This window comes from Williamsia sp. (assembly GCF_036566845.1).
Classification (GTDB): domain Bacteria; phylum Actinomycetota; class Actinomycetes; order Mycobacteriales; family Mycobacteriaceae; genus Williamsia.
In genome coordinates this window covers 46,559-70,234 of sequence record NZ_DATCVM010000105.1, presented here as the reverse complement: position 1 = coordinate 70,234, position 23,676 = coordinate 46,559, and the positions used below count along the sequence as shown (strand labels likewise).

Below are 23,676 nucleotides of genomic sequence, written 5' to 3'. Positions count from 1 at the left end.
CCGGCCCGACGCGTGTCAGCGCCAGCCGAGGGCGGGCGCGACGTGCTTCAGGATCGATTCGATGACGTGGATGTTGTACTCGACGCCAAGCTGATTCGGCACGGTGAGCAGCAGGGTGTCGGCGGCAGCGATCGCTTCGTCCTCGCGTAGCTGCTCGATCAGGCGGTCGGGCTCGTCGGCGTAGCTGCGACCGAAGCGTGCGATACCTCCATCGATGACACCGACCTGATCGGCGTCGTCGCCACGGCGACCGAAGTAGGCGCGGTCGCGGTCGTCGACGAGTGCGAAGATGCTGCGGCTCACGGATACCCGCGGCTCCCGGGCGTGACCGGCTTCCTTCCAGGCGTCGCGGAACATCTCGATCTGCTCGGCCTGCAACTGGTGGAAGGGGACTCCGGTGTCTTCGGTGAGCAACGTGGAGCTCATCAGGTTCATGCCCTGCCCGGCGGTCCACTGCGCGGTCGCGCGGCTGCCCGCGCCCCACCAGATCCGATCGCGCAGACCCGGCGACTGCGGTTCGATACCGAGTGCGCCAGGCGGATTCGGGAACATCGGCGACGGATTGGGCTGGGCGAACTTTGCACCGTCGATGACCTTGAGGAAGGCGTCGGTGTGTTGGCGTGCCATGTCGGCGTCATTCGAGTCGTCGCCGGGGACGTATCCGAAGTAGTGGTAGCCGTTGATCACCTGCTCTGGGGATCCGCGGCTGATCCCCAACTGCAGGCGGCCTTCCGAGATGAGATCGGCGGCGCCGGCGTCTTCGGCCATGTACAACGGGTTCTCGTACCGCATATCGATCACGCCGGTGCCGATCTCGATGCGATTCGTTTTCGCGCCCACCGCCGCGAGCAGGGGAAACGGGGAACCGAGCTGCCGGGCGAAGTGGTGCACGCGGAAGTACGCGCCGTCCGCGCCGAGTTCCTCGGCGGCAACCGCGAGGTCGATGGACTGCAGGAGAGTGTCTGCGGCCGACCGCGTCTGCGAGCCCGGCGAGTCCGACCAATGCCCGAACGAAAGGAATCCGATGTTCTTCATACCAACCTAAATGAAACCACGGTCCGTTTAATTCCGTCCGCTCGGTTTGGCCCCCGGCAGCGAGGCTGCTGAGGGAAACCGGAGAACTTCTTGTCCCCGGCCACAAGGATCAATGGCACATGTAGTGCCAGTAGGTGCCGGATGTATGAGAAGCAATTGGAATTTGCGACGTGATCGTTGTGGGCGCTTGGGCGGCCGCACGCTCTCCGACGGCACACTCGCCGACGGCGGGCCGAGGTCCGGCGGTGGCCCGAGCCGAGACCGTCGACCAGGACTACCGTCGGGCGGGCCGAGAAGTTCCGGTATCGGAGCGAACTCGAGGAGGTCGGCCGCCGGATCGTCGGTGCGCTCGACGGAGAAGACGCCGTAGTCATCGCTGAGCACTTCTGCGATCAGCGCGCTCTTCCCAGGCCATCGACGGTGCGGCGTGCGCCGACTCACCCCGGATCGTTCGGCCAACTCGCTGTAGGTGAAGTCGGCTCCGATCGTACGAAGCAACTCCGGTACCGCGCCCCGCACCAACAAGCGAATGCGTTCTGTTCGCCCGCCCCGCCGCTGGGCTACCTCCGCCACCGGCACCCCCTCATCGACAGGGAGCAAGTTCAGGGCGGCACGGTCCGGCCATGGTGCGTGGTGGATTTTGTGAGGCAGCATTCTTCGAGCGGAATTGGTACAAGATCATCCATGAGTGCAGCAGTCGCATATCACTGAATTGCACCTGCGTAACTTGGTGCCGGCTGATTGTCGAAATATCGGCCCTGCCGAATCCGCTCGCGATGGCCGCTCCATAACTCGAAATATGGTTTTCGGTGCGAGTTTTGGGCCGTACGAGTGAGCGCAATTTCGATGAATATTTGCGCAACGTCGAGCAGCATCCAGTTTTTCGTTGTTAAATCTACCTAAAATAAGACTTGACCTAGAGGACGTAAATGAACGCCAAAATGATGCTGCTCGGTTTTGCCCCCTGGATCATCTTTTCTGTGGTCGCCGAGCGCGCGGGCGCCGACTATGTCGCCCTCGCAGCAATTCTGGCGTTTGTCGTCGCACTGGGGCTCACGGTGTACGAAACCATGCGCAGTGGGTGGAAGGTGCTCGACGTCGCCGGCGTCGTCACCTTCGGGATCATCGCTGTCATCGGTCTCATCGGCGACCACGAGGTCGATGAGGCGCTGGTCAACTTCGGCCGCGGCGGATCCACGTTTGTCCTGGCAGCGATCATGGCGATCTCCGCATTCACCATTCCGTTCACGGAGCAATATGCTCGCGAGAGCGTCGACAAAAGTCTTTGGGATTCGCCTTACTTCCGGGCCAAGAACAAACGGATCAGCCTGATGTGGGCCGAAGTCATCTTCGCCATCGCGGTCGCGCACATCATCGCCGGCACCCTGACCTCCACCCAAGATCTTGCGGGATCGCATCCGGCCAATCTGATACTCAACTGGGTTGTCCCGATCGCGTTGATCATCTTCGCGATCAAGCGCACTCGGGCGATCGCCGATGAGCGCCCCGCTGCCGCCGGCAACCCGGCCGCTCAGTAGCAGCGACCAACCATGGCGACTCACACCCTGTTCAGCAACGACGACTTCGATGGCAATTTCGATCGCACCCTGTACGGCGCCTATTACGGGACCGCTGACCTGGGGGAAGCATTCGCAACCGGCCGCGCTATCGGCAAACCAACGGCCGACAGCTGGCATCAGCACTGGCGCGAACGCGCCGATCAGGTCCGTGCCGACTCCGACACATCCCGCGCCGGCGGCCATCGGGTCAGCGCCCGAGACGGCTACCTGAGGGCCGGCGAGTATTACCGGCAGTCCTATTTCTTTCTGCGGCACGACCCCACCGATACCCGTTTGCTCGACGCTTTCAGCGCCCATCGCGACGCGTTTGCCAGTTTCGCCGAGCTGACGGACGTCCACGCTCAGAAGGTCGCGGTGCCTTACCGCCACGACCAAGGGGAAACGACGGTGCATGGCTGGTTTTTCGCGGCCGATGACCAACCGGTGCGCCGCCCTACACTCATCGCCCCCTGCGGATACGACTCGACCGCCGAGTCAGGCTGGTTCACCGCTGTCCCGGCTCTCGAACGCGGTTACAACGTGCTCAGTGTCGAGGGGCCCGGCCAGGGCGCGAGTCTCTACCACGACAAGCTCCCCTTCCGCGCCGACGCCGAAGTTCCGTACGGACAGATCATGGACTGGGTTCTGGCCCGCGATCTTGTCGACCCGGAACGCGTCGCGATGATGGGCCGCTCGTTCGCCGGCTATCTCGGGCCGCGGGCCGTCGCCGCCGACAACCGGTACGCGGCACTGGTCTGCGATCCCGCCCAACCCGATATGGGAACCAAGATTCCCGGCGGTTTCGCCGGCAAGATCGCCGCCCCGGTCATGAATGCGGCGACGCATTTGAGTGCCGACAAAGCCGAGTTCTTCGGCGCACGGATGGCAGCGCACCACTGCTCGACGATCGCCGACTACTTCGACGAGCTCAAGACGTTCACCATGCTCGCTACGGCGTCACAGATCACCTGCCCGACACTGCTTCTCGAATCCGAGGGCGACCCCGTCGGTGGCGGAGGTGCTGCGCTCCTTGACGCCATCAGTTCCACGACCAAGGAGCTCATCAGTCCGCCGGCATCAACCGGGCTTTCCGGCCACTGCGGCGGTCTCGGCCAAAAGGTCTGGGAAAGAATCGTTTTCGACTGGCTGGACACCATTCTCGCCCCGGCAACCGCGACCTGACAACCGCCCGATACCAGGAGCTCCTCGATGAGTGTCACCACTGATCCCCACCGTCCCGCTCCCGTCGACCGGGCTCAACGCCATCTGAGCGGGGTGTACGCACCCCAACGCGATGAAGTTGAGGTCGTTGACCTGCCGGTGACCGGTGAGATTCCCGCGGATCTGAGCGGCAGCTATCTGCGCAATGGCCCCAATCCCCGGTTCGACCCGATCGGATCGTTTGTGTTCCCGCTCGACGGCGACGGCATGGTGCACCGCATCGACCTCGGCGGCGGCCGGGCCTCCTATACCAACCGATTCGTTCGCACTCCCATGGTCGAGCTGGAAGAGCAACGCGGCGAGGCGATCTGGTCAGGCATCACGGATGGCTACACCCCGCCGGCGAGTGTGGTGGGAGAAGAGCTTGCCGGAACCACTCGCGCGCTGCCCGACATCAACATTGTGCGGCACGCCGGCCGACTGATGGCAATGGCCGAGGCAGACAAGCCGTACCGCCTCGATCCGCACGATCTGGCGACCCTGGGCACTGAGGATTGCGACGGAGCGATGCGGGTGGGAAGTACTGCTCACCCGAAGATCGATCCGCGCACCGGTGAGATGGTGTTGTTCAACTACACCTTTGAGTCGCCCTATCTCACGTGGTCCGTTGTCGCCGCCGATGGTTCAGCACTACGTCCGCCGACAGCCGTCGACGGCCTCGATGATCCGGTGATGATCCACGACATGGCGCTCACGCAGAAATACGTGGTGTTGTTCGTCTGCCCGCTGATCTTCGATATCGCCGCAGCGATGACCGGCGGGTCGCTGCTGTCCTGGCGGCCCGACGACGGCACCCGTATCGCCCTCATCCCGCGTGACGGTGGGCGGGTGACGTGGATTCAGGCGGAACCGTTCTGGGTGTGGCATTTTGCCAACGCCTTCGACAATGCCGATGGAACGGTCACCGTCGACTACGTCGAGTGGACCTACCCCGGCGGTTTCGCGGAAGCCTCGACGCCGAACAGATCGGGATTGACGCGCGCCGTGCTGACACCGGCCACCGGCACCATCTCCCGAACGCGCGTCAGCGATCGCATCGACCTCGAGTTCCCCCGTGTCGACGACCGCTTGCTGACACTCGACCATCACAGAGTCGCAACCGTCGGGACGTCCGACAACGACAGCGGAGGCCGCGACAGTCTGTGGTTCCACGACTTCGCCACGGGCACCGAAACCTTCTGGCAGCCGGACGTGGTCATCGGTGAGCCAATCCACATCCCGGGTTCCCACCACGACTACTGGGGTGCGATCGGCACCGACCCAGCCGATTTGAAGTCGCGGTTCTACCTCCTCGACGCCGACAACCCCGCCGATGGACCGATCGCCACGATCGAACTGCCCATCCGCGTGCCATCGGGTCTACACGGAGCCTGGCTCCCGGACAGCACAGCCTGATTGGCAGACGACCCGAGCGCTGTGGTCAAGCAGCCGGCCGGTCGATCACGGCTGGTAGCGGTTGCGGTGCTAGATCGGAATGACTGCATCAGTGCAGCGAGTGGACGCAGGGACGGGTCCGGGGCACAAGGCCGATCGATCAGGGCCACGATTGGCGAGTTGCGCGGCCTGGCGGAGAACCGACGGACCCTTGCTCGGGCTGCGGCGTGGCAAAACCTGAAAGAAATCGGCGATCGAGATGACCGAGTGGCGCTGAAAGTTCTGTTCGGCGAAGGCATTGCTCCAGAGGTTCCCGACGGCAAACTCGAAGGTCTCATCGTCGGGAAATTGTTTGGGATTCCCGAAGCGCACCTGGCCAAGCCGCTGATGCGTATCAACCCCACGTGGCAGGGAAGACCCTCGACCACCGGGCCGGCACGGTCGTCGGAGAACCCGCGCACAGGCCATTGTGCTCAGTCCATTCCGGCCGGCCGTTGGTCGCGCGGATTGCGTGGCCGTCGCGAACTGCAACGCTACTTCAGCGGTGCGATCGCCGGGCGGCGTAGGCACCGGAGAGTATCTCTTCACCGCGCTGTGCCACTCCGAGACGGAGGAGGACACGTTCAGATCGCAATTCAGTGTCCATACATCGATGCGACTCGGCACCTGGTGGCCACGACCAGATCAGTTCGACCCGTATAGGTTCGACGACCCCATCGCTCTCGACAAACTGCAGAGATACGCATGGTCGCCCTTCGGTGCCGGCGCGCACAAGAGCATCGGCATGCACTTCGCCGGCCTGGCGGTCAAGGTCATCCTGCATCGAGTGTTGCTCGACTTCTACTGGACGGTCGACGCGGCGTACACCCACTGATGACCTGGGGAACCGGGCCGGGACAACCTGCGGACGGACTACCCGTCTCGCTACAGAGAAACTGAGCCCCAGGGGGAACGTTCGATGCCGGCGCGAGGCACAAGGACACCCAGCAAAACGAGAAGAGGGCCTGATTCGCGTTTCTGAGGGCCAGGGCAGGGCCAGTGCCTATTCGTATCGCAACCAACTGGATCGTTTGAGGGCCGAAGGGAGTCGACCACGGAGAACTCGTGCCATTCGGTCCGGGCGAGGCGTGGGTCAAGGGCGACGGCGGCTCCCGTTCCGCTTCACGTCTTGGTTCGCAGTGGTCTCGGTGCGCTGAGTTCGCGAAGGGGTGCCAGGAACAGCTCATCCATCCGTGGGCACAGGTCGGCCAGGGTTGGGGCGCCGGCATGACCGGCGGCACCGAAGACGCGTTCGAGGGCATCGGTGTCGGTGGCCGCGCCGATCGAAAGGCAAAGGCAGGCAACGCCGTCTGCACGGAGTTCTTCGAGTGCTTTTCGGGTGTCGGCCTCCGCGTACACACCTTCGTAGCCGTTGTCGTAGGGAAAGCCGTCCGACAACACCAGCAGCAGTCTGTTCGGTGTTCCGGCTTGCGTCTTGAGGATTTCCCCGGCGCCTCGTATGCCGGCCCCGAGGCGCGTGTAGCTCGATGGCTCGAGCTGATTGAGCCGGGCCCGTTCGGCTGCGCCGAAACGTTGTCCGAAGGTCTTGATCGCGGGCAGATGGACATGATGCCGTCCCTCGGACCGAAATGCGTACACGGCGACCCGGTCGCCGAGTTCTTCGAGCGTGAGCGCCAGCGTGGCAGCGGCTCGACGCTGGTGATCGTGTACGGCCAGGCCATCTGAGTCGGTATCGGTGGCGGATCCGGAGGCATCGACCAAGATGAGTACACCGAGGTTGCGCGTGAGGTTGCGGGTTTCCAGGTACACGTTTTCCGGTGGCGAGTGGCCCGAACGCATGTCGACGAACATGTCGATGAGCGCTTCGATGTCGACTTCGTCGCCGTCCGGTCGACCGCGCAGGACCTTGGGACCCAGGCCCACACGCGACAACCGCCGTCTGAGCACCTCGTCACGGACAACCCCTGCGGCAGACATGTCCGGGGTGTTCGTGAGCGGAAAGTCGATGACTCGACACCACTGCGGTCGGTACCGGTTGTTGTGTACGTCCCACTCCGGATAATGGGCGCCCCCTACTCCTACCGTGGCTCCGGGATTCTTGTCGTCGCTGAAACGGATGTGCACGGGGAGCGGGCGGGCGTGGGCACCGGCCGAGTTGCCTTTCCGTATCGATCGCACCTCCATCTCGCCGCCGGCAGCACCGTCTCCGGGGGAGCGTGAGGTGCCGAACAGCCGACGAAGGAAGTCCGACAGTGCCTTGGAGTTGAAGAGTGGGGTGTCGAACAGTTTGAGGATCTTGCTCTCTTCGGATTGCTCGTCATCCTCGTCCACCTCTGGTAGATCGATCGGGTCGAACTCCAGTTGGAGGTCCCCGGCGGTGGCTTGTGTACCCGGACCACCGGGGGCTGCTGCGAGCAGTCGGGAGGGTTTGATGACCCCGAACCACTCTGGGGGATCGGTGATCTGCGCTCGGCTCCTGGCGACCTGGAGCGATTCCTCGGCGGTGGCCGCACTCGGGACCACGTCGGGACCGGGCGTGTCCGCGAGTGAAACCAGTCCGCCGAGTTCGGTGACCACTCGACGCCCTTCCAGGGCCAGATAGCGGCGTGCCACACCGGGTCGTCCCCGCAGGCCTTTGATCAGACGCTGATCGAGACTCCCCGCCGCCAGCAGCGCGCTCTGGACCAGCATCTCGCGGCGCTGCTCCTCGATGCCACGTCCCGCCGAGACGAAGATGACCCCGCCGTTTGTATGAGCCGCATCGCCGGCCGGTGCTTCGGCGACTTCGATCGGGCGCCCGGCAACAAACGTGGCAAGGAACCGAAACCGTTCTGGGCCATCCGGTTTGGACGCACTCATGCCCGGGACAGGATGGCGTCGACGAGCTCGCCGAGGGCGCGGGTGACATCGGGGTCGTCGGAGAGGACCTGGACGATGGCCGACTCGACGGCGCTGCGGAGGCTCAGTCCCTCGGCGACGAGGTTGCCGGCGAGGATCAGCATCCGCGTCGAGGACACCTCGCGCAACTGCGAGCTCGACAGGCTTCGGATGGCTTGGCCGAGTTCGACCAGAGTAGACGCGGTTTCACGATCAAGCCCGGTCTCGTAGGCAACCACCTCGGTCTCGATGCCGGGCGGGGGAAAGCCGAGTTCGATCGCGACAAAACGTTGGCGCGTCGACTCTTTGATGTTTTTCAGGATGCTCTGGTAGCCGGGATTATAGGAGATCACCAGCTGGAATCCCGGCGCCGCGCGCACTGTCGTGCCGAGTCGGTCGATCGAGAGTTCTCGACGGTGATCGGCGAGTGGATGGATGACCACGGTGGTGTCCTGACGGGCTTCGACCACCTCGTCGAGGTAGCAGATGGAGCCGGTGCGCACGGCGCGGGTCAACGGTCCGTCCACCCAGGCGGTTTCGCCGCCCTTGAGGAGGAACCGGCCTACCAGGTCTGCCGACGTCATGTCCTCGTGGCCCGCGGCGGTGATCAGATCACGGTCGATCTTGTGGGCCATGGCCTCGACGAACCTGGTCTTTCCACAACCGGTTGGTCCCTTCAATAGCACGGGTAGACCGCGACGGGCCGCGGCCAGGAAGACTTCCACTTCGTTGCCGACCGGCTTGTAGAACGGACCCGGCAATCCGGAGCGAATGGTGTTGGGTTGGGCGATCGTCATCTCAGTTACCTCGATCGAGCGGATAGACGGTCGGGAGCTGCAGCCCGTCCGGAAGAACGAGTTGACCTTCCTGATTGATGTAACCCGATTCCTTGCTGGGCATCGGCAGCGCTGGATCGGGGCAGGGCCGGTCCGTCCCCTCGCCGCAGATTCCTGCAGTGAAATAGGAGCGTTCCTGAACATCTTGTGGCCACGGGTCGGCGTGCATTGCGAACCACTGCGCGGGAAGGTTGTAGAACACGAAGAACAGCGAGCTGCACGCGGCGAAGATCGCCAGGAAGCGGATGATCTGTTGCTTCACGACCCCACCCTGGACCCGGTCGAGGCCGCGCTCGACAACTGTCCGACCACGGTCGTCGGTGAAGTATCGGAGACAGCAGAGTCCGGCCTGGACCCCGCCCCACATGACCCCTTCGTACACCGGCCACTGGTAGTAGGTGCCGGCATTGATCGACAAGGACTGAATCGAGCCGGGGAACGTATACAACCCCATCGGCATCAGGACCAGGCCCTCCATCACCAGGTCGAAGAAGAACGCCCAGACGAAGACGACGCCGATCAGCCCGACATTGCTGATCTGCGGCCATCGCGCCTTGACTTTGCGCATGACCCAACACCCGGCGATCGTGCATAGGAGAACTCCGTATCCGTAACCCGGTGCATTCATCAGGAGCGGCTCGGCCACCATGGCGCCCGGTTCCTCGGGTGAGGACCAGCCAGGAATGTTGGATGACCAGGAACCCATGTTGAACATCCACGTGTTGTAGCTGCACCACGTATTGAAATAGTTGAGCAGCGGGTCCTGGAAGAACATCAGGGCGGTCGACACCAGGAGCATGCCGTCGAGAGTGATCCGTCTCTCGCGTCGCCAGGGTCTGACGATGAACCACCACAGAGCGATCGGCATGCACAGGACGATGCCCGCCGTGTACACCGTGAGGACCGTCTTCATGAGCGTTGGGGGATCAGTGGGGCCGGTGGGTACTCGCTCGAAGTATGGTCCGCTTATCCATCGGATCCATACGTAGAGTTGGAGCACAAGAAGGGCGCCGCCCAGTATTGCCCAGATCTGCACGGGCTTGCCCTTGGGTGTGACCTGGGCACCGAGCGGCGAATCGCTCAGTGACTCCGCTACGTGCGGTGCATCCTTGTTGCTCGTCGGTCCGCTCATGAATCGGTCTCCTTCTGAAGCGTTGCAGCACATGGTGGTAGGGAAACTTTCGTGCGAACGCGGGATTCGGATCAGCGATGGGCTGAACGTGTGGGGCCGGTTGGACGTTGCGGTCGAGGGTGAGGCAACCTCTGGGCGTCCGGGGGTCATTCCGCTTCATAAAGATACCACCCAGTATCTGAGTGTCTCAATGGTTTCTCAAAAGCTGTGGCAGAATCTTGGTCTATGGCAGAGCGGTGGACGAGGGAACGGCGCCTCGAGCGCACTCGTACGCTACTGCTGGATGCCGCCGAAGAGGTGTTTGCCGAAAAGGGTTTTACCCCTGCAAGTCTCGACGACATCGCGCGCGCCGCGGGTTACACAAAAGGTGCCATCTACAAGCATTTCACCGCGAAGGAAGACCTCTTCCTGGCGGTGAGTGACCGGTACTGGCGCCGCTACTTCGACCACTTCGCGGACGTGCTGTCGGGCGCAACCGAAGTGGGTGCGGGCGAACTCGATGCCATTGCCCAGCGCTGGCGCCAACTCAGCAAAGACCGTGGCGTCGAGCAGTCGGCTCTGGGCCATGAGTTCTCGCTGTACTTGCTCCGCAATCCCGAGGCGCGAGAGCGGGTGGCGGCCAAGCGGTTAGAGGTCGTCGAAGCGTTGGGAAAGTTCATCGTCGATGGTATCGACCAGATCGGTGGCACCCTGTTGATCCCGCCGCTGACGTTTGCGCACGTACTCATCGCCACGAGTGACTCCGTGGTGTTGGGCAGCGAACTCGATGACATCGACCTCTACCGTCCGATTGTCGGAATGTACGTGTCCGTCATCAAACTGCCCTGATCGGGTGTTCTCTCCGATCGCACGATGTCAGGGCTTTCCTATCGAAATCGACTTGGTGTCAACAAATCCCGCGAATCCCTCGTGACCGAGCTCGCGCCCGTATCCACTGGACTTCATGCCGCCGAACGGGGCCGCCGGATCCATGGTGTAACCCTGGTTGACGCCGAATGTGCCGGTCCGCACCCGTGCGGCTATGGTGAGACCGAGATCGATGTCGGAGGTCCAGACAGAGCCGGCGAGACCGTATTCTGAGTCGTTCGCGATGGTGACGGCGTCATCCACATCGCGATAGGAGATGACGGTCAGCACCGGGCCGAAAATTTCCTCTCGAGCGATCCGCATACCGTTGTCCGCGTCGGCGAACAGCGTCGGACATACGTACCACCCGCGGTTGATATGGGATGGCCGTTCGGTGCCGCCGACAATGAGCCTGGCCCCCTCACGCTGCCCGAGCTCGATGTAGTTGCGCACCCGGGTCTGCTGGCGCCTCGTGACCAGGGGGCCGACCTCGGTGGACGGGTCGGCCGGATCTCCGATCCGCATCGACGACATGACAGTGGACAGCGCGTCGACGTAGTCGCGACTTCGATTGGCCGGTACCAGAATACGTGTCAGAGCGTTGCAGATCTGGCCGCTGTTGCTCAGGCTCGCGCTCCGGATTCCGGCGGCGACGGTTTCGGGGTCGGCATCGTCGAGCACGATGGCTGCGGACTTGCCGCCGAGTTCGAGGCTGGTGCGCGTGAGCCCCGACGCGCACGCCGCCGCCACCTGTCGGCCGGCGGCGGTCGAGCCGGTGAACGACACCTTGTCGATGTCGGGGTGTGCAACGAGGTGTTCGCCGACGTCGCGTCCACCGGGGAGGACGCTGACGACGCCGGGAGGAAGGCCGACCTCCTCGAGCATGTCGGCCAGGAGCAACGCGTCGAGGGGTGCTTCCGGCGACGGCTTGAGCACAATGGTGCACCCGGCAAGTAGGGCGGGAATCAGTTTGATGACCGTCAGGAACTGTGGCATGTTCCACGGCACGATGATGGCGACGACACCGACGGGTTCACGGCGGATGACGATGTCCTGTCCATAGTGACCGGGACGAACCTCTTGCCAGGAGAAATCGGCGGCGGCGTCGATCAGCGCCTTCATGGTCATCCATGGCAGCGATACCTGGGCGCGATTGGCAAAGGTTGTGGGAGCACCCATTTCGGTGGTGATGAGGTCGGCCATGTCGGGTCGCCGTTTGTCGTAGAGCGTTTCGAGTCGTCGGACCACGTCGACGCGGTCGAGTATGTCGAGTCTCGGCCACGGCCCGCGGTCGAACGCGGCGCGGGCAGATCGGACCGCGAGATCGACGTCCACCGGACCGGCTGCGGCAACTTGGGCCACAACACATTCGGTGTGCGGCGAAACCACCTCGATCGTCTTGCCGATACCCGGTCTTATCCATGCTCCACCCACGAACAGATGTTCTCGATTCTGCACTGCCGACCTCCCGTCTCGGCCCGAGTCTGCCATGAATATCAAGTACTTGTGGCAAAATATGTCAAGTACTTGTGGATGAGACGATCGTGGTTGTACCGTCGGCGTACACACCTCGGCGAAATCCCACGCGGACCGGGCCGATTCGTCACTCTGTGCGCCGGTTCGCGGATGATCCGAGCGAACTTTGACCGAAGGAGTTGGCAATGGCTCGTTGGCCCAAGCCGCCGGAAGGCAGTTGGACGGAGCATTACCCGGAGCTCGGGACGGCGCCGGTGTCGTATGAGGATTCGATCTCCCCGGAGATCTACGAACTCGAACGAGCGGCGATCTTCAAACGCGCATGGCTCAATGTCGGGCGTGTAGAACAGGCGCCAGAGGCGGGGAGTTACTACACCAAAGAGATCGTTGCCGCGGACGCGTCCATCGTCGTCGTTCGCGGCCACGACGAGCGGGTGCGAGCATTTCACAACATCTGCCGTCACCGCGGGGACAAGTTGGTGTGGAACGACTTTCCCGATCGCGAGACGCAGGGGTCGGGTAGCGAGCTCGTCGGCAAGCGCAGCGGTTGGCGGTACGACCTCGATGGTGCACTGACATTTGTGCCGCACGAGAGCGACTACCTCGACTTCGACAAGAGCGACTACGGCCTGATCCCCGTGCACTGCGACGTGTGGGAGGGGTTCGTTTTTGTCAACTTCGCCGCCGAACCCGAGCAGGTATTGACCGAGTTCCTCGGGCCGATGATCACAGATCTCGCGGGCTATCCGTTCGACAAACTGACGTCGCGTTGGTACTACCGCTCCGAGGTGAAGGCCAACTGGAAGCTCTACATGGATGCGTTCCAGGAGTTTTATCACGCTCCCGTGTTGCACGCCAACCAATCTCCGACCAACTATGCCAAAGCCGCGGCCGAGGCGGGGTTCGAGGCGCCGCACTATCAGCTCGACGGGCCACATCGATTGGTGAGTACGTCGGGTGTCAAGGCCTGGGAGATGGACTCCTCGATGCGTAAGCCGATCGAAGACATCTGTAGCAGTGGGCTTTTCGGACCGTGGGCAAAAGAGGACCTCGGTGAGATGCCCACGGGCGTGAATCCGGGCCGATGTGATCCGTGGGGCCTCGATTCGTTTCAGCTGTTTCCCAACTTCGTGATCCTGTTCTGGAGTCAGGGTTGGTACCTGACCTACCACTACTGGCCGACGTCGCACAACACGCACACCTTCGAGGGAAACATCTACTTCGTGCCTGCTCGTACACCGAGTGAACGGGTCGCGCAGGAACTCGCCGCGGCATCGTTCAAAGAGTTCGGACTGCAAGACGCCAATACCCTGGAAGCCACGCAGACGATGGTCGAGTCGAGGGCAGTGGCGAACTTCGTACTCAACGACCAGGAGATCCTGCTTCGCCACCTGCACAAGAAGACTGCGGAATGGATCGAGCACTACCAGAAGCAGACGGCGGAGGCTTGATCATGGAGACTGTTTCCCTCCCAATCGAATTCGAAGTACTGGCGCCGTTCTCCTCGTGGTGCCTGCCCACCGAGCGCGAGCGCTACGAAAAACGACTCGGCAGTTCGATGCTCGAGATGCAGGCGTTCTACGACGCGATAACGCCCATCGCGCAGGACGCGATCTCGTATTGCGACAAGTTCGACCTGCACGACCTGCCGGAGGAGATCGAGAATCTGCTGTATCTGCTGTATTCGATGATCACGGTGTCGTTCTCGGTAGAGTGCTGGAGTCAGCCCCGGATCCCGGACTCGGGCGCTGCCAGCCTCGATTGTCTGGTGGAACCGACCCCGTGAGCGAAACTACTGTTCTGCGTGCCGCACGATGGGTCGACGTCGACAAAGGAGTGGTGCACGCACCTGCTGTGGTCATAGTCAGGGACAATCGGATCGAGTCCGTCGGTTCCGACGCCACGGCACCCGGTGATTCGACCGTCATCGACTTGGGTGACGTGACGTTGTTGCCCGGACTGATGGACATGGAACTCAATCTCCTCATCGGCGGTCCCGATGGTCCGGGTGGGTTGCCACAACCCATGCACGGTGTCCAGGACGACCCGGCCTACCGCACCCTGCGTGGTGCCGTGAATGCTCGCACCACGCTGTTGGCGGGCTTCACCACGGTGCGCAACCTCGGGTTGATGGTCAAGACCGGTGGCTACCTTCTCGATGTCGCGTTGCAGCGAGCCATCGATCAAGGTTGGTTCATCGGTCCGCGCATCGTCCCTGCCGGTCATGCCGTCACTCCGTATGGCGGTCACCTCGATCCCACCGTTTTTCAGCGACTCGCACCCGGCATCATGCCCCTGAGTGTGGGCGAGGGCATCGCCAACGGTGTTCCCGAAGTTCGCGCGTGCGTTCGTTATCAGATCCGCCACGGCGCGAAAGTCATCAAGGTGTCCGCGTCAGGCGGCGTCATGTCGCACAGTACGTCTCCGGGTTCCCAGCAGTACTCGGATGAGGAGTTTGTCGCGATCGCAGATGAGGCGCACCGTGCTGGTCTACGGGTGGCGGCACACGCGGTCGGCGACACCGCGATACGTGCGTGTATCACGGCCGGAATAGACTGTGTCGAACACGGTTTCCTCGCGACGGACGAGACCTTGGCGTTGATGGCCGAAGTCGGGACCTTCCTGGTGTCGACCACGTATCTCACCGACGCGATGGCTGTTGAACGTGCTGCACCCGAATTGCGGAAGAAGGCAGCCGAGGTGTTCCCCCAGGCCCGGTCCATGCTGCCGAAGGCCATCAAGGCGGGCGTGCGAATTGCCTGTGGCACAGATGCACCCGCGATCCCCCATGGCGAAAATGCGAAGGAACTCGGCGCACTGGTCGAGCGGGGGATGTCGCCGACCGAGGCCTTGCGTGCGGCCACCGTGACCAGCGCTGAACTGATCGATCGCGAGGACGAGCTGGGCAGACTCGCGCCCGGCTACCTTGCGGACATCATCGGTGTTCCGGGCAATCCCTGTGAGGACATCACGGTCACATCAGACGTGCGGTTTGTGATGAAAGATGGCCGGGTGTACAAGAATGAGTGATCGAAACCGGCTCACACCGCTGGACTTCGAGCAATGGCCCGCGGACGCACGTGCACGACTTCCGCGTTATCTCCGTCGACCGGAGGTTTACCTCGCCGACGGCGAACCGCGACGACCTCTGCCGAAAGTCCTTGGCATGATGGCACACAACGCCGTCCTGGGCGGTGCGTGGCTCGACTTCAACGAGGTGCTCGCAGCACAGGCAACCATCGATGTCCGGCTCCGCGAGCTGGTCATCCTGCGCGTTGCGTGGCAAACCGAGTGTGCGTACGAATGGGCGCAACATACCCGGATCGGGACGGCGGCAGGCCTGACCACCGAGCAGATCCACGCCATCCCTGATGGGGCGGCGGCAGCCATTTGGTCACCTGTCGAACGTGCGGTGCTCAGCGCGACGGATCAGATGATCGCCGGCAGCGTCATCGACAGTTCTGCCCGGGCCCGACTCCAGATGTATTTCGACGAAGCGCAGATGCTCGAGCTGCTGTTCTTGGTGGGTGCGTACGTGTGCTTCGCATTGGTATGCAACAGCGCAGGATTGACGCCCGACGAACCGACGGACGTGGTCGACGCACCTACGTTGCGGGTCTCGAACGCCTGACATCTCTGTGGCAACGGCCGTGTCCGGTTACACATCTGTAGCGGATGTGCGGCATGGTGTGAGAGTGGAACCAGCCGAGAACACTCAGGACATCTTGTGGCTCCTCAAGCGCACGTTCTACTATGCGCGGGAATCGGTCAATGATGCCTTGAGCCGGCACGGCGTGAGCACGGCGCAGATCGGTTTGATGAACCAGTTGGCAGACGAACCCGGTTTGTCGGGCGCCGAACTGGCTCGCCGCCTGCTCATCACCCCACAAGCAGCGCAGCTGGCGCTGGCGGCTCTGGAGCGTCGCGGAATAGTGGAACGGCGTCGTGATCCACACCACGGCAGGATTCTCCGTGCGTATCTCACTGATCAGGGTCTGCAGATGACCTCGGTGTGCCGATCAGATGCGGTCGCCGCCCATGACCGATTGTTCAGCGTTCTCGCCGACGATGACCAAGAAGAGTTGCGCCGGCTGCTCCGGAGAATCGTGGATCAGGGCGCCGAGATCGTCGATCTTGCGCCACAGCAAGAGGACTGACCCGCTTTCGTCATCTTGTCATAGGTACCTGTTCGCCGGCACCGAAGGAATCTCAACTACTTGAGAACATCTCAAGTGCTTGATACTGTTGCCTTCGAGAGCCTCGGTTAGACGAGACCACCTGGAGGGCCGATCCGTTGACTGCACAACCCCGCGTTCTCACCCACGTCTCCTCCCGCCGGGCGGATGAGGCCTTCTATCGCGTGCCGGTGACACAGGTGATCCGGGAAACGGCAGACACCGTTTCCCTGCTCCTCGACACCTCAACAGTGTCCGGCGAAGCCTTCACCTACCGCGCGGGCCAGTTCTTGACCTTGCGGGTCGAGATCGATGGAAGTGTGCACGATCGGTGCTATTCGATGTCCTCCGCGCCGATGCTCGACCGCAACCTTCAGGTCACGGTCAAGCGTGAACGCGGCGGAGTGGTCTCCAACTGGGTGCACGACAACATCGACGGCGGCAGTGAAGTCGAAGTGTCCGGTCCTGGTGGTGTTTTTGTGCTGGGCCCCGGCGAAGATCGGGAGATCGTAGCTTTTGCGGGTGGCAGTGGCATCACCCCGGTGTTCTCGATAATCCGGTCGGCTCTTGCGACATCGAGCCGGCGGATTCGACTGCTCTACGCGAATCGGGACCAGGATTCGGTGATCTTCGCCGGCCGCCTCGATGAACTGATCAATGTGTATCCGAGCCGATTGACCGTTGAGCATCACTTGGACAGCGACAACGGTGTTGTTGACGCTGACGAGGTCCGAACCTTTGTCCTCGGAGTCGACGAGGACGCCGACTATTTCATCTGCGGGCCCGGGCCGTTCATGGACACCGTGGAGGCCGCGTTGAAAACGACCGGATCAGATCTCGAACGTCTCCGTACGGAGAGGTTTGTCAAGCCGACCATCTCGGCTCACGCCAACGCCGGGGCCTCGATGACCGAGACGGTCGGCATCAGGCTCAATGGGCGCAAAACCGTCGTCGACTACCGAGAAGGGAACACGTTGTTGCAGACCGGCCGGGCGGCAGGCATCCGACCGCCGGCGCAATGCGAAACCGGTTCTTGTGCAACATGTATCGCTCGACTGGTTGACGGCGAGGTGACGATGATGAACAACGACGTGCTGACACAGGACGAGATCGACGATGGCTGGATTCTCACGTGCCAGTCCATACCTATGACCACATCGGTTCGAATTGACTACGAGTAGAGGGGTTCTCACCATGCAAAGCAGTGAGATGGCCGGCGCGACGAGTGGATCGGCCGCGCGCCGGCGGACAGCTGTGGTGACGGGTGGCGCCTCCGGAATGGGTGCTGACACGTGCCGGGTACTGGCCGGCCGGGGGTATCGCGTCGCAGTGGCAGATGTGGACGGCGACGGCGCGCATCGTGTCGCAGAGGAGTTGAGGGCCTCGGGAGCAGAATCCGTTGGTGTCGCCGTCGACGTGACCGATCGGGTGCTCGTCGATGATGCTTTTGCCAAGGTGCGCAGCGAACTCGGCCCGATCGAAGTATTGGTGACCAGCGCAGGCCTTGTCGCCTTCGACAAGTTCTCCGAGATCACTGCGCAATCCTGGACCAAGGTCATCGACGTCAATCTCAATGGGACCTTTCATTGTTGCCAGGCCGTGATCGATGACATGGTTGCCGGAGGATGGGGCCGCATCGTCACGATCTCGTCGTCGAGTGCGCAGCGCGGTTCACCCGGGATGGCTCATTACGCCGCGTCGAAAGGCGCGGTCATCGCGTTGACCAAGTCTTTGGCGCGCGAGTATGCACGCAGCGGCATCACCGTCAACACGATTCCGCCGTCGGGTATCGAGACGCCGATGCAACATCAGTCCCAGGCGATGGGCAACCTGCCATCGAATGAGGTCATGGTCAAGGCAATTCCGGTAGGGCACCTCGGTTCCGGATACGACATCGCCTCTACCGCAGCATTTCTCTGCTCCGAAGAGGCCGGATACATAACCGGTCAGGTTGTCGGCGTCAACGGCGGGTCCGTGATCTGAGCATCTTCCAGACCAACTCCGAAGTCCGAACGTCACGAAGGAAGGAACACGATGGTCAAGTACGCCAAGCCATCCGAGGGGAGCTGGACCGAGCACTACCCCGAATTGGGAACCGGTCCGATTTCCCTGCGCGATTCGTATTCGCCCGAGTTCTACGAACTCGAACGTGAGGCGATCTTCAGGCGTGCGTGGCTGAACCTCGGCCGGGTCGAGGATGTCCCGCGAACGGGAAGCTACTTCACGAAGGAACTCGAGGTCGTCAAGACGTCAATCCTGGTGGTGCGGACCAAGGACGGGACTGTCAAGGCTTTTCACAACATCTGTCGTCACCGCGGGAACAAGTTGATGTGGAACGACTTTCCGAACGATGAGACGCACGGCACCTGTCGACAGTTCACCTGCAAGTACCACGGCTGGCGATACGACCTCGACGGAGCGCTCACCTTCATCCAGCAGGAGGGCGAGTTCTTCGATGTGGACAAGGACAGCTACGGTCTGGCTGAGATCCACTGCGACGTCTGGAACGGGTTCATCTTCGTGAACCTCGCGGACGAGCCGCAGCAGTCGTTGCGCGAGTTCCTCGGGCCGATGATCACCGCGCTCGACGACTACCCGTTCGGCAAACTGACCGAGCGATACGACTTTGTGGGAAACAACAACAGCAACTGGAAGATCTTCGAAGACGCGTTCCAGGAGTATTACCATGTGCCCGCGCTTCATTCGCAACAGGTTCCGTCGGCGGTGCGCGATCCCGAAGCCGCGTTCGAGTGTGCACACTTTCAGATCGATGGACCACACCGATTGGTCAGTACCGCAGGTGCGCGCCGATGGACCCTGGCACCGGAGTTCATGTATCCGATCGAGAGGGCCACCCGAAGTGGACTCGTAGGTCCCTGGGAGACACCGGACCTGGGTGAACTGTCGGCGGGCCTGAACCCCGGCAGAATCGAGAACTGGGGAATAAGCAACTTTCAGATTTTTCCCAACATCGAAATACTTGTCTATGGGGGCTGGTACCTGCTGTACCGGTATTGGCCGACATCCCACAACACCCACCGCTTCGAAGGCTATCTCGCCTATCACCCCGCACGCAATGTCCGCGAACGCGTTGCGCATGAGGTGTCGTCCGTCGTGTTCAAGGAGTTTGCGCTGCAGGATGCGGGCATGCTCGGTGGCACCCAGAGTGCACTCGAAACCGGTGTCGTCGACGGATTTCCGTTGAATGACCAGGAAGTTCTCGTCCGCCATTTCCATAAGGTCGTCGCCGACTGGGTGAACAACTACCAGGCGCAGCAGCGCGTGACGGCGGGAGTGTGACGATGCCGGACACACTGCTGCCTGCCGAGTTCGCGGACCTCGAGCGTTTTGCACAGGACTGGTGTCTGGGCACCGAACAGGAGCGGTACGACAAGCGTCTGGCCAGTTCGATGGCGGACATGTCCGAGTTCTACGACGCATTCTTTCCGCGCCTCGAAGACGGGATCAAGTATTGCGACTCGTTCCCACTCGACGAGCTGCCCGAGGACGCCGTGAACCTCCTGCACCTCGTGTACTCGCTGATCACGGTGTCGATGTCGATCGAGATATTCAAGCAGCCCAAAGCTGTTGATGCCGCAGATGCCGTGTTGTCCAGAGTTCGGGAGCCGGCGCCGTGAGCATCACAGGGCGTGTTGTCAATCTGCGAAATGCTGGGGGTTTCGGCGAAAGGCCGACGCCACAGTCTCGATGGAAAGGGATGGGAGCATGAGTCTGCTCACCGTGGAGAAGTTGACGTCGTCTGTCGGCGCCGAGGTGGTCGGGGTCGATGCCGACCGGCTGGCATCGGACGACGCATTGGCATCGGCGATTCTCGATTCGCTGGAACACAACGGCGTCCTGTTGTTTCGCGGGTTGGACATAGACCCCGAAACCCAGGTCGAGTTCTGCAAGCGACTCGGTGGCATCGACTACTCGGAGGGACATCATCACGTCCCGGGTATCTACCGCGTCACTCTCGACACCTCCAAGAACTCGTCGGCCGGCTACCTTCGAGCGACGTTCGACTGGCACATCGACGGTTGCACCCCCATCGGTGACGAGTATCCCCAGAAGGCTACCGTTCTGAGCGCCAAAAGGGTGGCCGAGACCGGCGGCGAAACGGAGTTTGCCAGCTCCTATGCTGCGTACGATGCGTTGGATGAGAACGAGAAACAGCGATTCGCGTCGTTGAGGGTTGTACATTCACTCGAAGCATCCCAGCGGAGGGTCACCCCTGACCCGGCGCCCGACCTACTTGAACGCTGGCGATCCCGTCCAATATCAGAGCATCCATTGATCTGGACCCACCGTTCCGGACGCCGCTCATTGGTCCTGGGCGCCTCTGCCGACCATGTTGTTGGTATGGACCTCGACGAAGGACGGGCTCTGCTCGACGAGCTGTTGCAGCGCACAACAACACCCGACTGTGTGTACCGGCATGAATGGTCCGTTGGTGACACGGTCATCTGGGACAATCGGGGTGTGCTGCACCGTGCTTCGCCCTACGCACCCGACTCGCCGCGGGAGATGCTCCGTACGACGGTCCTCGGAGATGAACCGATCGAATAGCTTTCACACCCGTGAAAATCACCCGTGATCAACCTAGATCCACCCTGACAGGAGACGAGATGCCCAGCGGAATATTTCTGGTCGAGAGCGAGCCGATGACGTCGGATTCGGCCGATGAGTTCAACAGGTGGTACGACGAGATTCACATCCCCGAGATCCTGACCGTCGACGGCTTCGTTTCCGCACGTCGTTTCACATCTGCGGATGGAACGAAGTTCGTGGCCGTCTATGAAATCGATACCGACATCGACACAGCCAAGGTGAGTCTACAAGCCGCCGCCGCGGCGGGAAGGTTGACAAAACCCGTTGCAGTCAAACTTGATCCACCCCCGTCGCAACGTTACTTCGCGCTGGTGAGCGAGTTCGCGGTCTGACGGATTTCGCCGAAGGCCAACTGGCCGCGGCGATGGGCCCTCGATCGGCGATGCCGGTCCGCCGGCGACTACTTTCCGGCGGCTTCGCGGGCCTCGCGCTCCTCGTGGTTTTTGACGAGTTCGCGGAAGCCGATCGGGTCCCAGCCGGGTTTGGGCTGGACACCCCATTCGTCTTCGGCGGTCTGTTGGCCGGCGCCCTCGGGTGGGCCGAACAGGGGGTATGGATATTCGCATTCGAGAGTGTCGTCTGAGTAGCGGACCTTCATCATCTCGCTGCAGATCTCCTGGAATGACAGTGTGGGATAGCCGTACCAGATAGCCAGTGCCGGAACGGTGAATGCGCCTTCGATGACAAGGGCGAACAGGCAGACGAACACCCCGCGTCTGATGAACTTGTGCATCCGGGCATATGGCGCAGTGGTACCCAGTGGCAGGGCCTCGCCGGCTGAATCCTCGTCCGATTCTGATTTTGGTGTCTCAGTGGACATTCTGTTGTCTCCTTTGAGGGGATGTGGTGCTCAGTCGGTGAAGATTTCTCGATTTACCGTGTGCAAGTAGGGAATCGCCAGAAATGGGGTGATGTAGAAGATGTCATACAGCCACCAGCCGATCACCGGGAGCACAACGCCTGAGTAGCGCACGTCGGCGTACATCGTCATGTTGAACGTGTAGCCGATCCAGATGACCACTCCGAACCAGCAGGTGACGATCATCCATTGATGTCCCCAGCGTTTCATCTGAAGGAAGGCGATGCCGGCCGCGATGCGCATCGGGAACACGGTGAGCATGAGGGCGACCTCCCAGCCCTTTTCACCCGGACCACCCGCACCGCCGATCCACAACTCGTTGTAGTGCCAGAAGTAGCCCGCATCGAACATGTTTCCCCAGGCGGTGAGGATCACACGGTTGATCAAGGTGTGGTTGGCGATCAGATCCAGTGCCCACCCGAGGCTGTTGAGCGCGGCGTCGAGGATCACGAGGTAGCCGATGAGTGTGACGATGATGGGGCGGACTGAAAGCCCTTCGAGTTGCGCTCGTCGCTGGAGCCATACGCCTCGGAGGAAGATCGGCAGACCGATGATTCCGAGGACCAGCGTGCCCATGAGGAGTGTGCCGATGGTGAGCCACCAGTCGGCTTCTCGTTGTGCGCGGCGAGAATCGTCTTGGTGTTCGTCGTAGGAGGCGGACGTCTTGCCTTCGTTCTTGTCGCGTCGCAGGTTGATCGAAGGTAGATTCATTGTCGGCCTACCAATCCCGGGCGGTGTACATGTACAGCTGGATCAGGAACTGCGACAGCAGGAAGCCGTACGCAAAGATCTGGAAGACGATCAGCGCTCGTTTGCGCCGTCTGTCCTGTTCGTTCATGTGCAGCTCCTCGCTCAATGTGATGGTGCTTCTTGGTATTCGGCAGTCTCGAGACTCGCTGCCGCGACTTCTCTCAAGCCGCTGCTGATGGCACCGTCCGTGCTCAGGGGGGCCAGTATCGACGCCTCGGCTGCTTGCATCTCCGATGCGCCTGCGGCGATGAGCCTGGCCGCGGTCACGAGCACACGCGTCGATGGTGGCTCGAAGTGGTAGGCCGCATCTGCTTCTCTGATGCTGATCGCGCACTGGACGAGCCGGTTCGCCACAGCCATCTCGATACCTGCTTCGGCGATCAGAACGGCAGCTTCGCGGTCGGGCGGCAGGTAGTCCATCGGGAGGGTGACAAACCGTTGCCGGAAGGAAGGTTTGAGCTCTTTGAGTGAACTGCGATAGGCAGGATTGTAGGAACAGACAACCATGAAGGAACTCGGCGCATCGACGACTTCGCCGGCCCGGTCGAGATACAGGGATCTGCGGTGGTCGGTGAGGGAATGGAGTATCGCAAGGGAGTCGTGTCGGGCTTCGACCACTTCGTCCAGGTAGCAGATGGCACCTTCCTTCACCGCGCGGGTGAGTGGGCCGTCGGTCCACCGTACGTCGCCGCCGGTGACCATGAAGCGTCCGACGAGATCGGAGCTGGTGAGGTCGTCGTGGCAGCTGATGGTGACAATGGGACGGTCGAGCAGTACACCCATGTGCTCGACGAACCGGGTCTTGCCACAACCGGTGGGACCGGTCAGCATCACCGGTAGCTGCTGATCGAAAGCGCGCCCGAACATCTCGATTTCGCTGCCAGTGGGCAGGTAGAGGTCGGTTGTCAAAGTCGTTGTGCTCCAA

The 23,676-nt window shown here is 62.0% G+C and carries 24 protein-coding genes; 16 read left to right on the top strand and 8 right to left on the bottom strand.

The genetic code is table 11. From position 1 onward, the window contains the following. Nucleotides 1-15 precede the first annotated feature (15 nt). Nucleotides 16-1,035, bottom strand: coding sequence for an LLM class flavin-dependent oxidoreductase (locus tag VIQ49_RS09395; protein ID WP_331883624.1), 1,020 nt, complete (start codon nucleotides 1,033-1,035; stop codon nucleotides 16-18). A gap of 929 nt (nucleotides 1,036-1,964) precedes the next feature. Between VIQ49_RS09395 and VIQ49_RS09390 the strand changes: the two genes are divergently transcribed. The 4 genes from VIQ49_RS09390 to VIQ49_RS09375 all read left to right on the top strand — a co-directional run bounded on the left by VIQ49_RS09390 (nucleotide 1,965) and on the right by VIQ49_RS09375 (nucleotide 6,063). Then, nucleotides 1,965-2,573 (top strand): hypothetical protein, encoded by a 609-nt coding sequence (locus VIQ49_RS09390; protein ID WP_331883621.1) that lies wholly within the window; start codon nucleotides 1,965-1,967, stop codon nucleotides 2,571-2,573. Nucleotides 2,574-2,585: 12 nt separating this feature from the next. Then, the gene (locus VIQ49_RS09385; RefSeq protein WP_331883618.1) at nucleotides 2,586-3,776 is read left to right on the top strand and encodes an alpha/beta hydrolase; all 1,191 of its coding nucleotides are present in this window, start codon (nucleotides 2,586-2,588) and stop codon (nucleotides 3,774-3,776) included. A gap of 27 nt (nucleotides 3,777-3,803) precedes the next feature. Further along, entirely contained in the window at nucleotides 3,804-5,210 is a 1,407-nt protein-coding gene (locus VIQ49_RS09380; RefSeq protein ID WP_331883615.1) for a carotenoid oxygenase family protein, read from the top strand. Nucleotides 5,211-5,841: 631 nt separating this feature from the next. After that, nucleotides 5,842-6,063: a cytochrome P450 gene (locus VIQ49_RS09375; RefSeq protein ID WP_331883612.1), complete on the top strand. Its 222-nt coding sequence runs from the start codon at nucleotides 5,842-5,844 to the stop codon at nucleotides 6,061-6,063. Nucleotides 6,064-6,350: 287 nt separating this feature from the next. On the opposite strand, the gene VIQ49_RS09370 is transcribed toward VIQ49_RS09375, so the two are convergent. The 3 genes from VIQ49_RS09370 to VIQ49_RS09360 are packed head-to-tail and all read right to left on the bottom strand — an operon-like array spanning nucleotide 6,351 to nucleotide 10,034. Continuing rightward, the gene (locus VIQ49_RS09370) at nucleotides 6,351-8,048 is read right to left on the bottom strand and encodes a nitric oxide reductase activation protein NorD (RefSeq protein WP_331883609.1); all 1,698 of its coding nucleotides are present in this window, start codon (nucleotides 8,046-8,048) and stop codon (nucleotides 6,351-6,353) included. After that, nucleotides 8,045-8,863, bottom strand: coding sequence for a CbbQ/NirQ/NorQ/GpvN family protein (locus VIQ49_RS09365; protein ID WP_331883606.1), 819 nt, complete (start codon nucleotides 8,861-8,863; stop codon nucleotides 8,045-8,047). The genes VIQ49_RS09370 and VIQ49_RS09365 overlap by 4 nt, the downstream gene beginning before the upstream one ends. A gap of 1 nt (nucleotide 8,864) precedes the next feature. After that, a complete protein-coding gene (locus tag VIQ49_RS09360; RefSeq protein WP_331883603.1) occupies nucleotides 8,865-10,034 on the bottom strand; it encodes a spirocyclase AveC family protein in 1,170 nt (389 codons plus the stop codon). A gap of 225 nt (nucleotides 10,035-10,259) precedes the next feature. On the opposite strand from VIQ49_RS09360, the gene VIQ49_RS09355 reads away from it, so the two are divergent. Continuing rightward, nucleotides 10,260-10,862, top strand: a complete 603-nt coding sequence (locus VIQ49_RS09355; protein ID WP_331883600.1) for a TetR/AcrR family transcriptional regulator — start codon at nucleotides 10,260-10,262, stop codon at nucleotides 10,860-10,862. A 27-nt stretch (nucleotides 10,863-10,889) separates the two neighbouring features. Here VIQ49_RS09355 and VIQ49_RS09350 read toward each other — a convergent pair whose 3' ends face one another. After that, nucleotides 10,890-12,371, bottom strand: a complete 1,482-nt coding sequence (locus VIQ49_RS09350; protein ID WP_331883597.1) for an aldehyde dehydrogenase — start codon at nucleotides 12,369-12,371, stop codon at nucleotides 10,890-10,892. A gap of 170 nt (nucleotides 12,372-12,541) precedes the next feature. Here VIQ49_RS09350 and VIQ49_RS09345 point away from each other — a divergent pair, with 170 nt between their 5' ends. The 11 genes from VIQ49_RS09345 to VIQ49_RS09295 all read left to right on the top strand — a co-directional run bounded on the left by VIQ49_RS09345 (nucleotide 12,542) and on the right by VIQ49_RS09295 (nucleotide 21,474). Then, nucleotides 12,542-13,807 carry an aromatic ring-hydroxylating dioxygenase subunit alpha gene (locus VIQ49_RS09345; RefSeq protein ID WP_331883594.1) on the top strand — a complete coding sequence of 422 codons (1,266 nt, stop codon included), beginning with the start codon at nucleotides 12,542-12,544 and terminating at the stop codon, nucleotides 13,805-13,807. A gap of 2 nt (nucleotides 13,808-13,809) precedes the next feature. Then, a complete protein-coding gene (locus VIQ49_RS09340; RefSeq protein ID WP_331883591.1) occupies nucleotides 13,810-14,142 on the top strand; it encodes a hypothetical protein in 333 nt (110 codons plus the stop codon). Beyond that, nucleotides 14,139-15,386: an amidohydrolase family protein gene (locus tag VIQ49_RS09335; protein ID WP_331883589.1), complete on the top strand. Its 1,248-nt coding sequence runs from the start codon at nucleotides 14,139-14,141 to the stop codon at nucleotides 15,384-15,386. The genes VIQ49_RS09340 and VIQ49_RS09335 overlap by 4 nt, the downstream gene beginning before the upstream one ends. Beyond that, nucleotides 15,379-15,987 carry a carboxymuconolactone decarboxylase family protein gene (locus tag VIQ49_RS09330; RefSeq protein ID WP_331883586.1) on the top strand — a complete coding sequence of 203 codons (609 nt, stop codon included), beginning with the start codon at nucleotides 15,379-15,381 and terminating at the stop codon, nucleotides 15,985-15,987. Before VIQ49_RS09335 ends, VIQ49_RS09330 begins: the two co-directional genes overlap by 8 nt. Before the next feature lie 64 nt (nucleotides 15,988-16,051). Then, on the top strand, nucleotides 16,052-16,513 hold the full coding sequence (locus tag VIQ49_RS09325) for a MarR family winged helix-turn-helix transcriptional regulator (protein WP_331883584.1): 462 nt from the start codon (nucleotides 16,052-16,054) through the stop codon (nucleotides 16,511-16,513). A 137-nt stretch (nucleotides 16,514-16,650) separates the two neighbouring features. After that, entirely contained in the window at nucleotides 16,651-17,712 is a 1,062-nt protein-coding gene (locus tag VIQ49_RS09320; protein ID WP_331883582.1) for a ferredoxin--NADP reductase, read from the top strand. A gap of 13 nt (nucleotides 17,713-17,725) precedes the next feature. Further along, entirely contained in the window at nucleotides 17,726-18,514 is a 789-nt protein-coding gene (locus VIQ49_RS09315; RefSeq protein WP_331883580.1) for an SDR family NAD(P)-dependent oxidoreductase, read from the top strand. A gap of 51 nt (nucleotides 18,515-18,565) precedes the next feature. Next, nucleotides 18,566-19,831, top strand: coding sequence for an aromatic ring-hydroxylating dioxygenase subunit alpha (locus VIQ49_RS09310; RefSeq protein ID WP_331883578.1), 1,266 nt, complete (start codon nucleotides 18,566-18,568; stop codon nucleotides 19,829-19,831). A 2-nt stretch (nucleotides 19,832-19,833) separates the two neighbouring features. Beyond that, the gene (locus tag VIQ49_RS09305; RefSeq protein WP_414731604.1) at nucleotides 19,834-20,169 is read left to right on the top strand and encodes a hypothetical protein; all 336 of its coding nucleotides are present in this window, start codon (nucleotides 19,834-19,836) and stop codon (nucleotides 20,167-20,169) included. Between the two features lie 88 nt (nucleotides 20,170-20,257). Next, a complete protein-coding gene (locus VIQ49_RS09300; protein ID WP_331883574.1) occupies nucleotides 20,258-21,100 on the top strand; it encodes a TauD/TfdA family dioxygenase in 843 nt (280 codons plus the stop codon). Between the two features lie 59 nt (nucleotides 21,101-21,159). Further along, nucleotides 21,160-21,474: a hypothetical protein gene (locus VIQ49_RS09295; protein ID WP_331883573.1), complete on the top strand. Its 315-nt coding sequence runs from the start codon at nucleotides 21,160-21,162 to the stop codon at nucleotides 21,472-21,474. A gap of 68 nt (nucleotides 21,475-21,542) precedes the next feature. On the opposite strand, the gene VIQ49_RS09290 is transcribed toward VIQ49_RS09295, so the two are convergent. From VIQ49_RS09290 to VIQ49_RS09280, 3 genes are all read right to left on the bottom strand, one after another. Beyond that, a complete protein-coding gene (locus VIQ49_RS09290) occupies nucleotides 21,543-21,962 on the bottom strand; it encodes a hypothetical protein (RefSeq protein ID WP_331883571.1) in 420 nt (139 codons plus the stop codon). Nucleotides 21,963-21,992: 30 nt separating this feature from the next. Next, nucleotides 21,993-22,712, bottom strand: a complete 720-nt coding sequence (locus tag VIQ49_RS09285) for a hypothetical protein (RefSeq protein ID WP_331883568.1) — start codon at nucleotides 22,710-22,712, stop codon at nucleotides 21,993-21,995. Between the two features lie 141 nt (nucleotides 22,713-22,853). Next, nucleotides 22,854-23,660: a CbbQ/NirQ/NorQ/GpvN family protein gene (locus VIQ49_RS09280; RefSeq protein WP_331883565.1), complete on the bottom strand. Its 807-nt coding sequence runs from the start codon at nucleotides 23,658-23,660 to the stop codon at nucleotides 22,854-22,856. Between the last annotated feature and the right edge of the window lie 16 nt (nucleotides 23,661-23,676).

Coding starts and splice junctions, on each gene's coding strand:
- VIQ49_RS09395 (WP_331883624.1), bottom strand. CDS start 1,035: ATGAAGAACATCGGATTCCTTTCGTTCGGGCATTGGTCGGACTCGCCG.
- VIQ49_RS09390 (WP_331883621.1), top strand. CDS start 1,965: ATGAACGCCAAAATGATGCTGCTCGGTTTTGCCCCCTGGATCATCTTT.
- VIQ49_RS09385 (WP_331883618.1), top strand. CDS start 2,586: ATGGCGACTCACACCCTGTTCAGCAACGACGACTTCGATGGCAATTTC.
- VIQ49_RS09380 (WP_331883615.1), top strand. CDS start 3,804: ATGAGTGTCACCACTGATCCCCACCGTCCCGCTCCCGTCGACCGGGCT.
- VIQ49_RS09375 (WP_331883612.1), top strand. CDS start 5,842: ATGCGACTCGGCACCTGGTGGCCACGACCAGATCAGTTCGACCCGTAT.
- VIQ49_RS09370 (WP_331883609.1), bottom strand. CDS start 8,048: ATGAGTGCGTCCAAACCGGATGGCCCAGAACGGTTTCGGTTCCTTGCC.
- VIQ49_RS09365 (WP_331883606.1), bottom strand. CDS start 8,863: ATGACGATCGCCCAACCCAACACCATTCGCTCCGGATTGCCGGGTCCG.
- VIQ49_RS09360 (WP_331883603.1), bottom strand. CDS start 10,034: ATGAGCGGACCGACGAGCAACAAGGATGCACCGCACGTAGCGGAGTCA.
- VIQ49_RS09355 (WP_331883600.1), top strand. CDS start 10,260: ATGGCAGAGCGGTGGACGAGGGAACGGCGCCTCGAGCGCACTCGTACG.
- VIQ49_RS09350 (WP_331883597.1), bottom strand. CDS start 12,371: ATGGCAGACTCGGGCCGAGACGGGAGGTCGGCAGTGCAGAATCGAGAA.
- VIQ49_RS09345 (WP_331883594.1), top strand. CDS start 12,542: ATGGCTCGTTGGCCCAAGCCGCCGGAAGGCAGTTGGACGGAGCATTAC.
- VIQ49_RS09340 (WP_331883591.1), top strand. CDS start 13,810: ATGGAGACTGTTTCCCTCCCAATCGAATTCGAAGTACTGGCGCCGTTC.
- VIQ49_RS09330 (WP_331883586.1), top strand. CDS start 15,379: ATGAGTGATCGAAACCGGCTCACACCGCTGGACTTCGAGCAATGGCCC.
- VIQ49_RS09315 (WP_331883580.1), top strand. CDS start 17,726: ATGCAAAGCAGTGAGATGGCCGGCGCGACGAGTGGATCGGCCGCGCGC.
- VIQ49_RS09310 (WP_331883578.1), top strand. CDS start 18,566: ATGGTCAAGTACGCCAAGCCATCCGAGGGGAGCTGGACCGAGCACTAC.
- VIQ49_RS09305 (WP_414731604.1), top strand. CDS start 19,834: ATGCCGGACACACTGCTGCCTGCCGAGTTCGCGGACCTCGAGCGTTTT.
- VIQ49_RS09300 (WP_331883574.1), top strand. CDS start 20,258: ATGAGTCTGCTCACCGTGGAGAAGTTGACGTCGTCTGTCGGCGCCGAG.
- VIQ49_RS09295 (WP_331883573.1), top strand. CDS start 21,160: ATGCCCAGCGGAATATTTCTGGTCGAGAGCGAGCCGATGACGTCGGAT.
- VIQ49_RS09290 (WP_331883571.1), bottom strand. CDS start 21,962: ATGTCCACTGAGACACCAAAATCAGAATCGGACGAGGATTCAGCCGGC.
- VIQ49_RS09285 (WP_331883568.1), bottom strand. CDS start 22,712: ATGAATCTACCTTCGATCAACCTGCGACGCGACAAGAACGAAGGCAAG.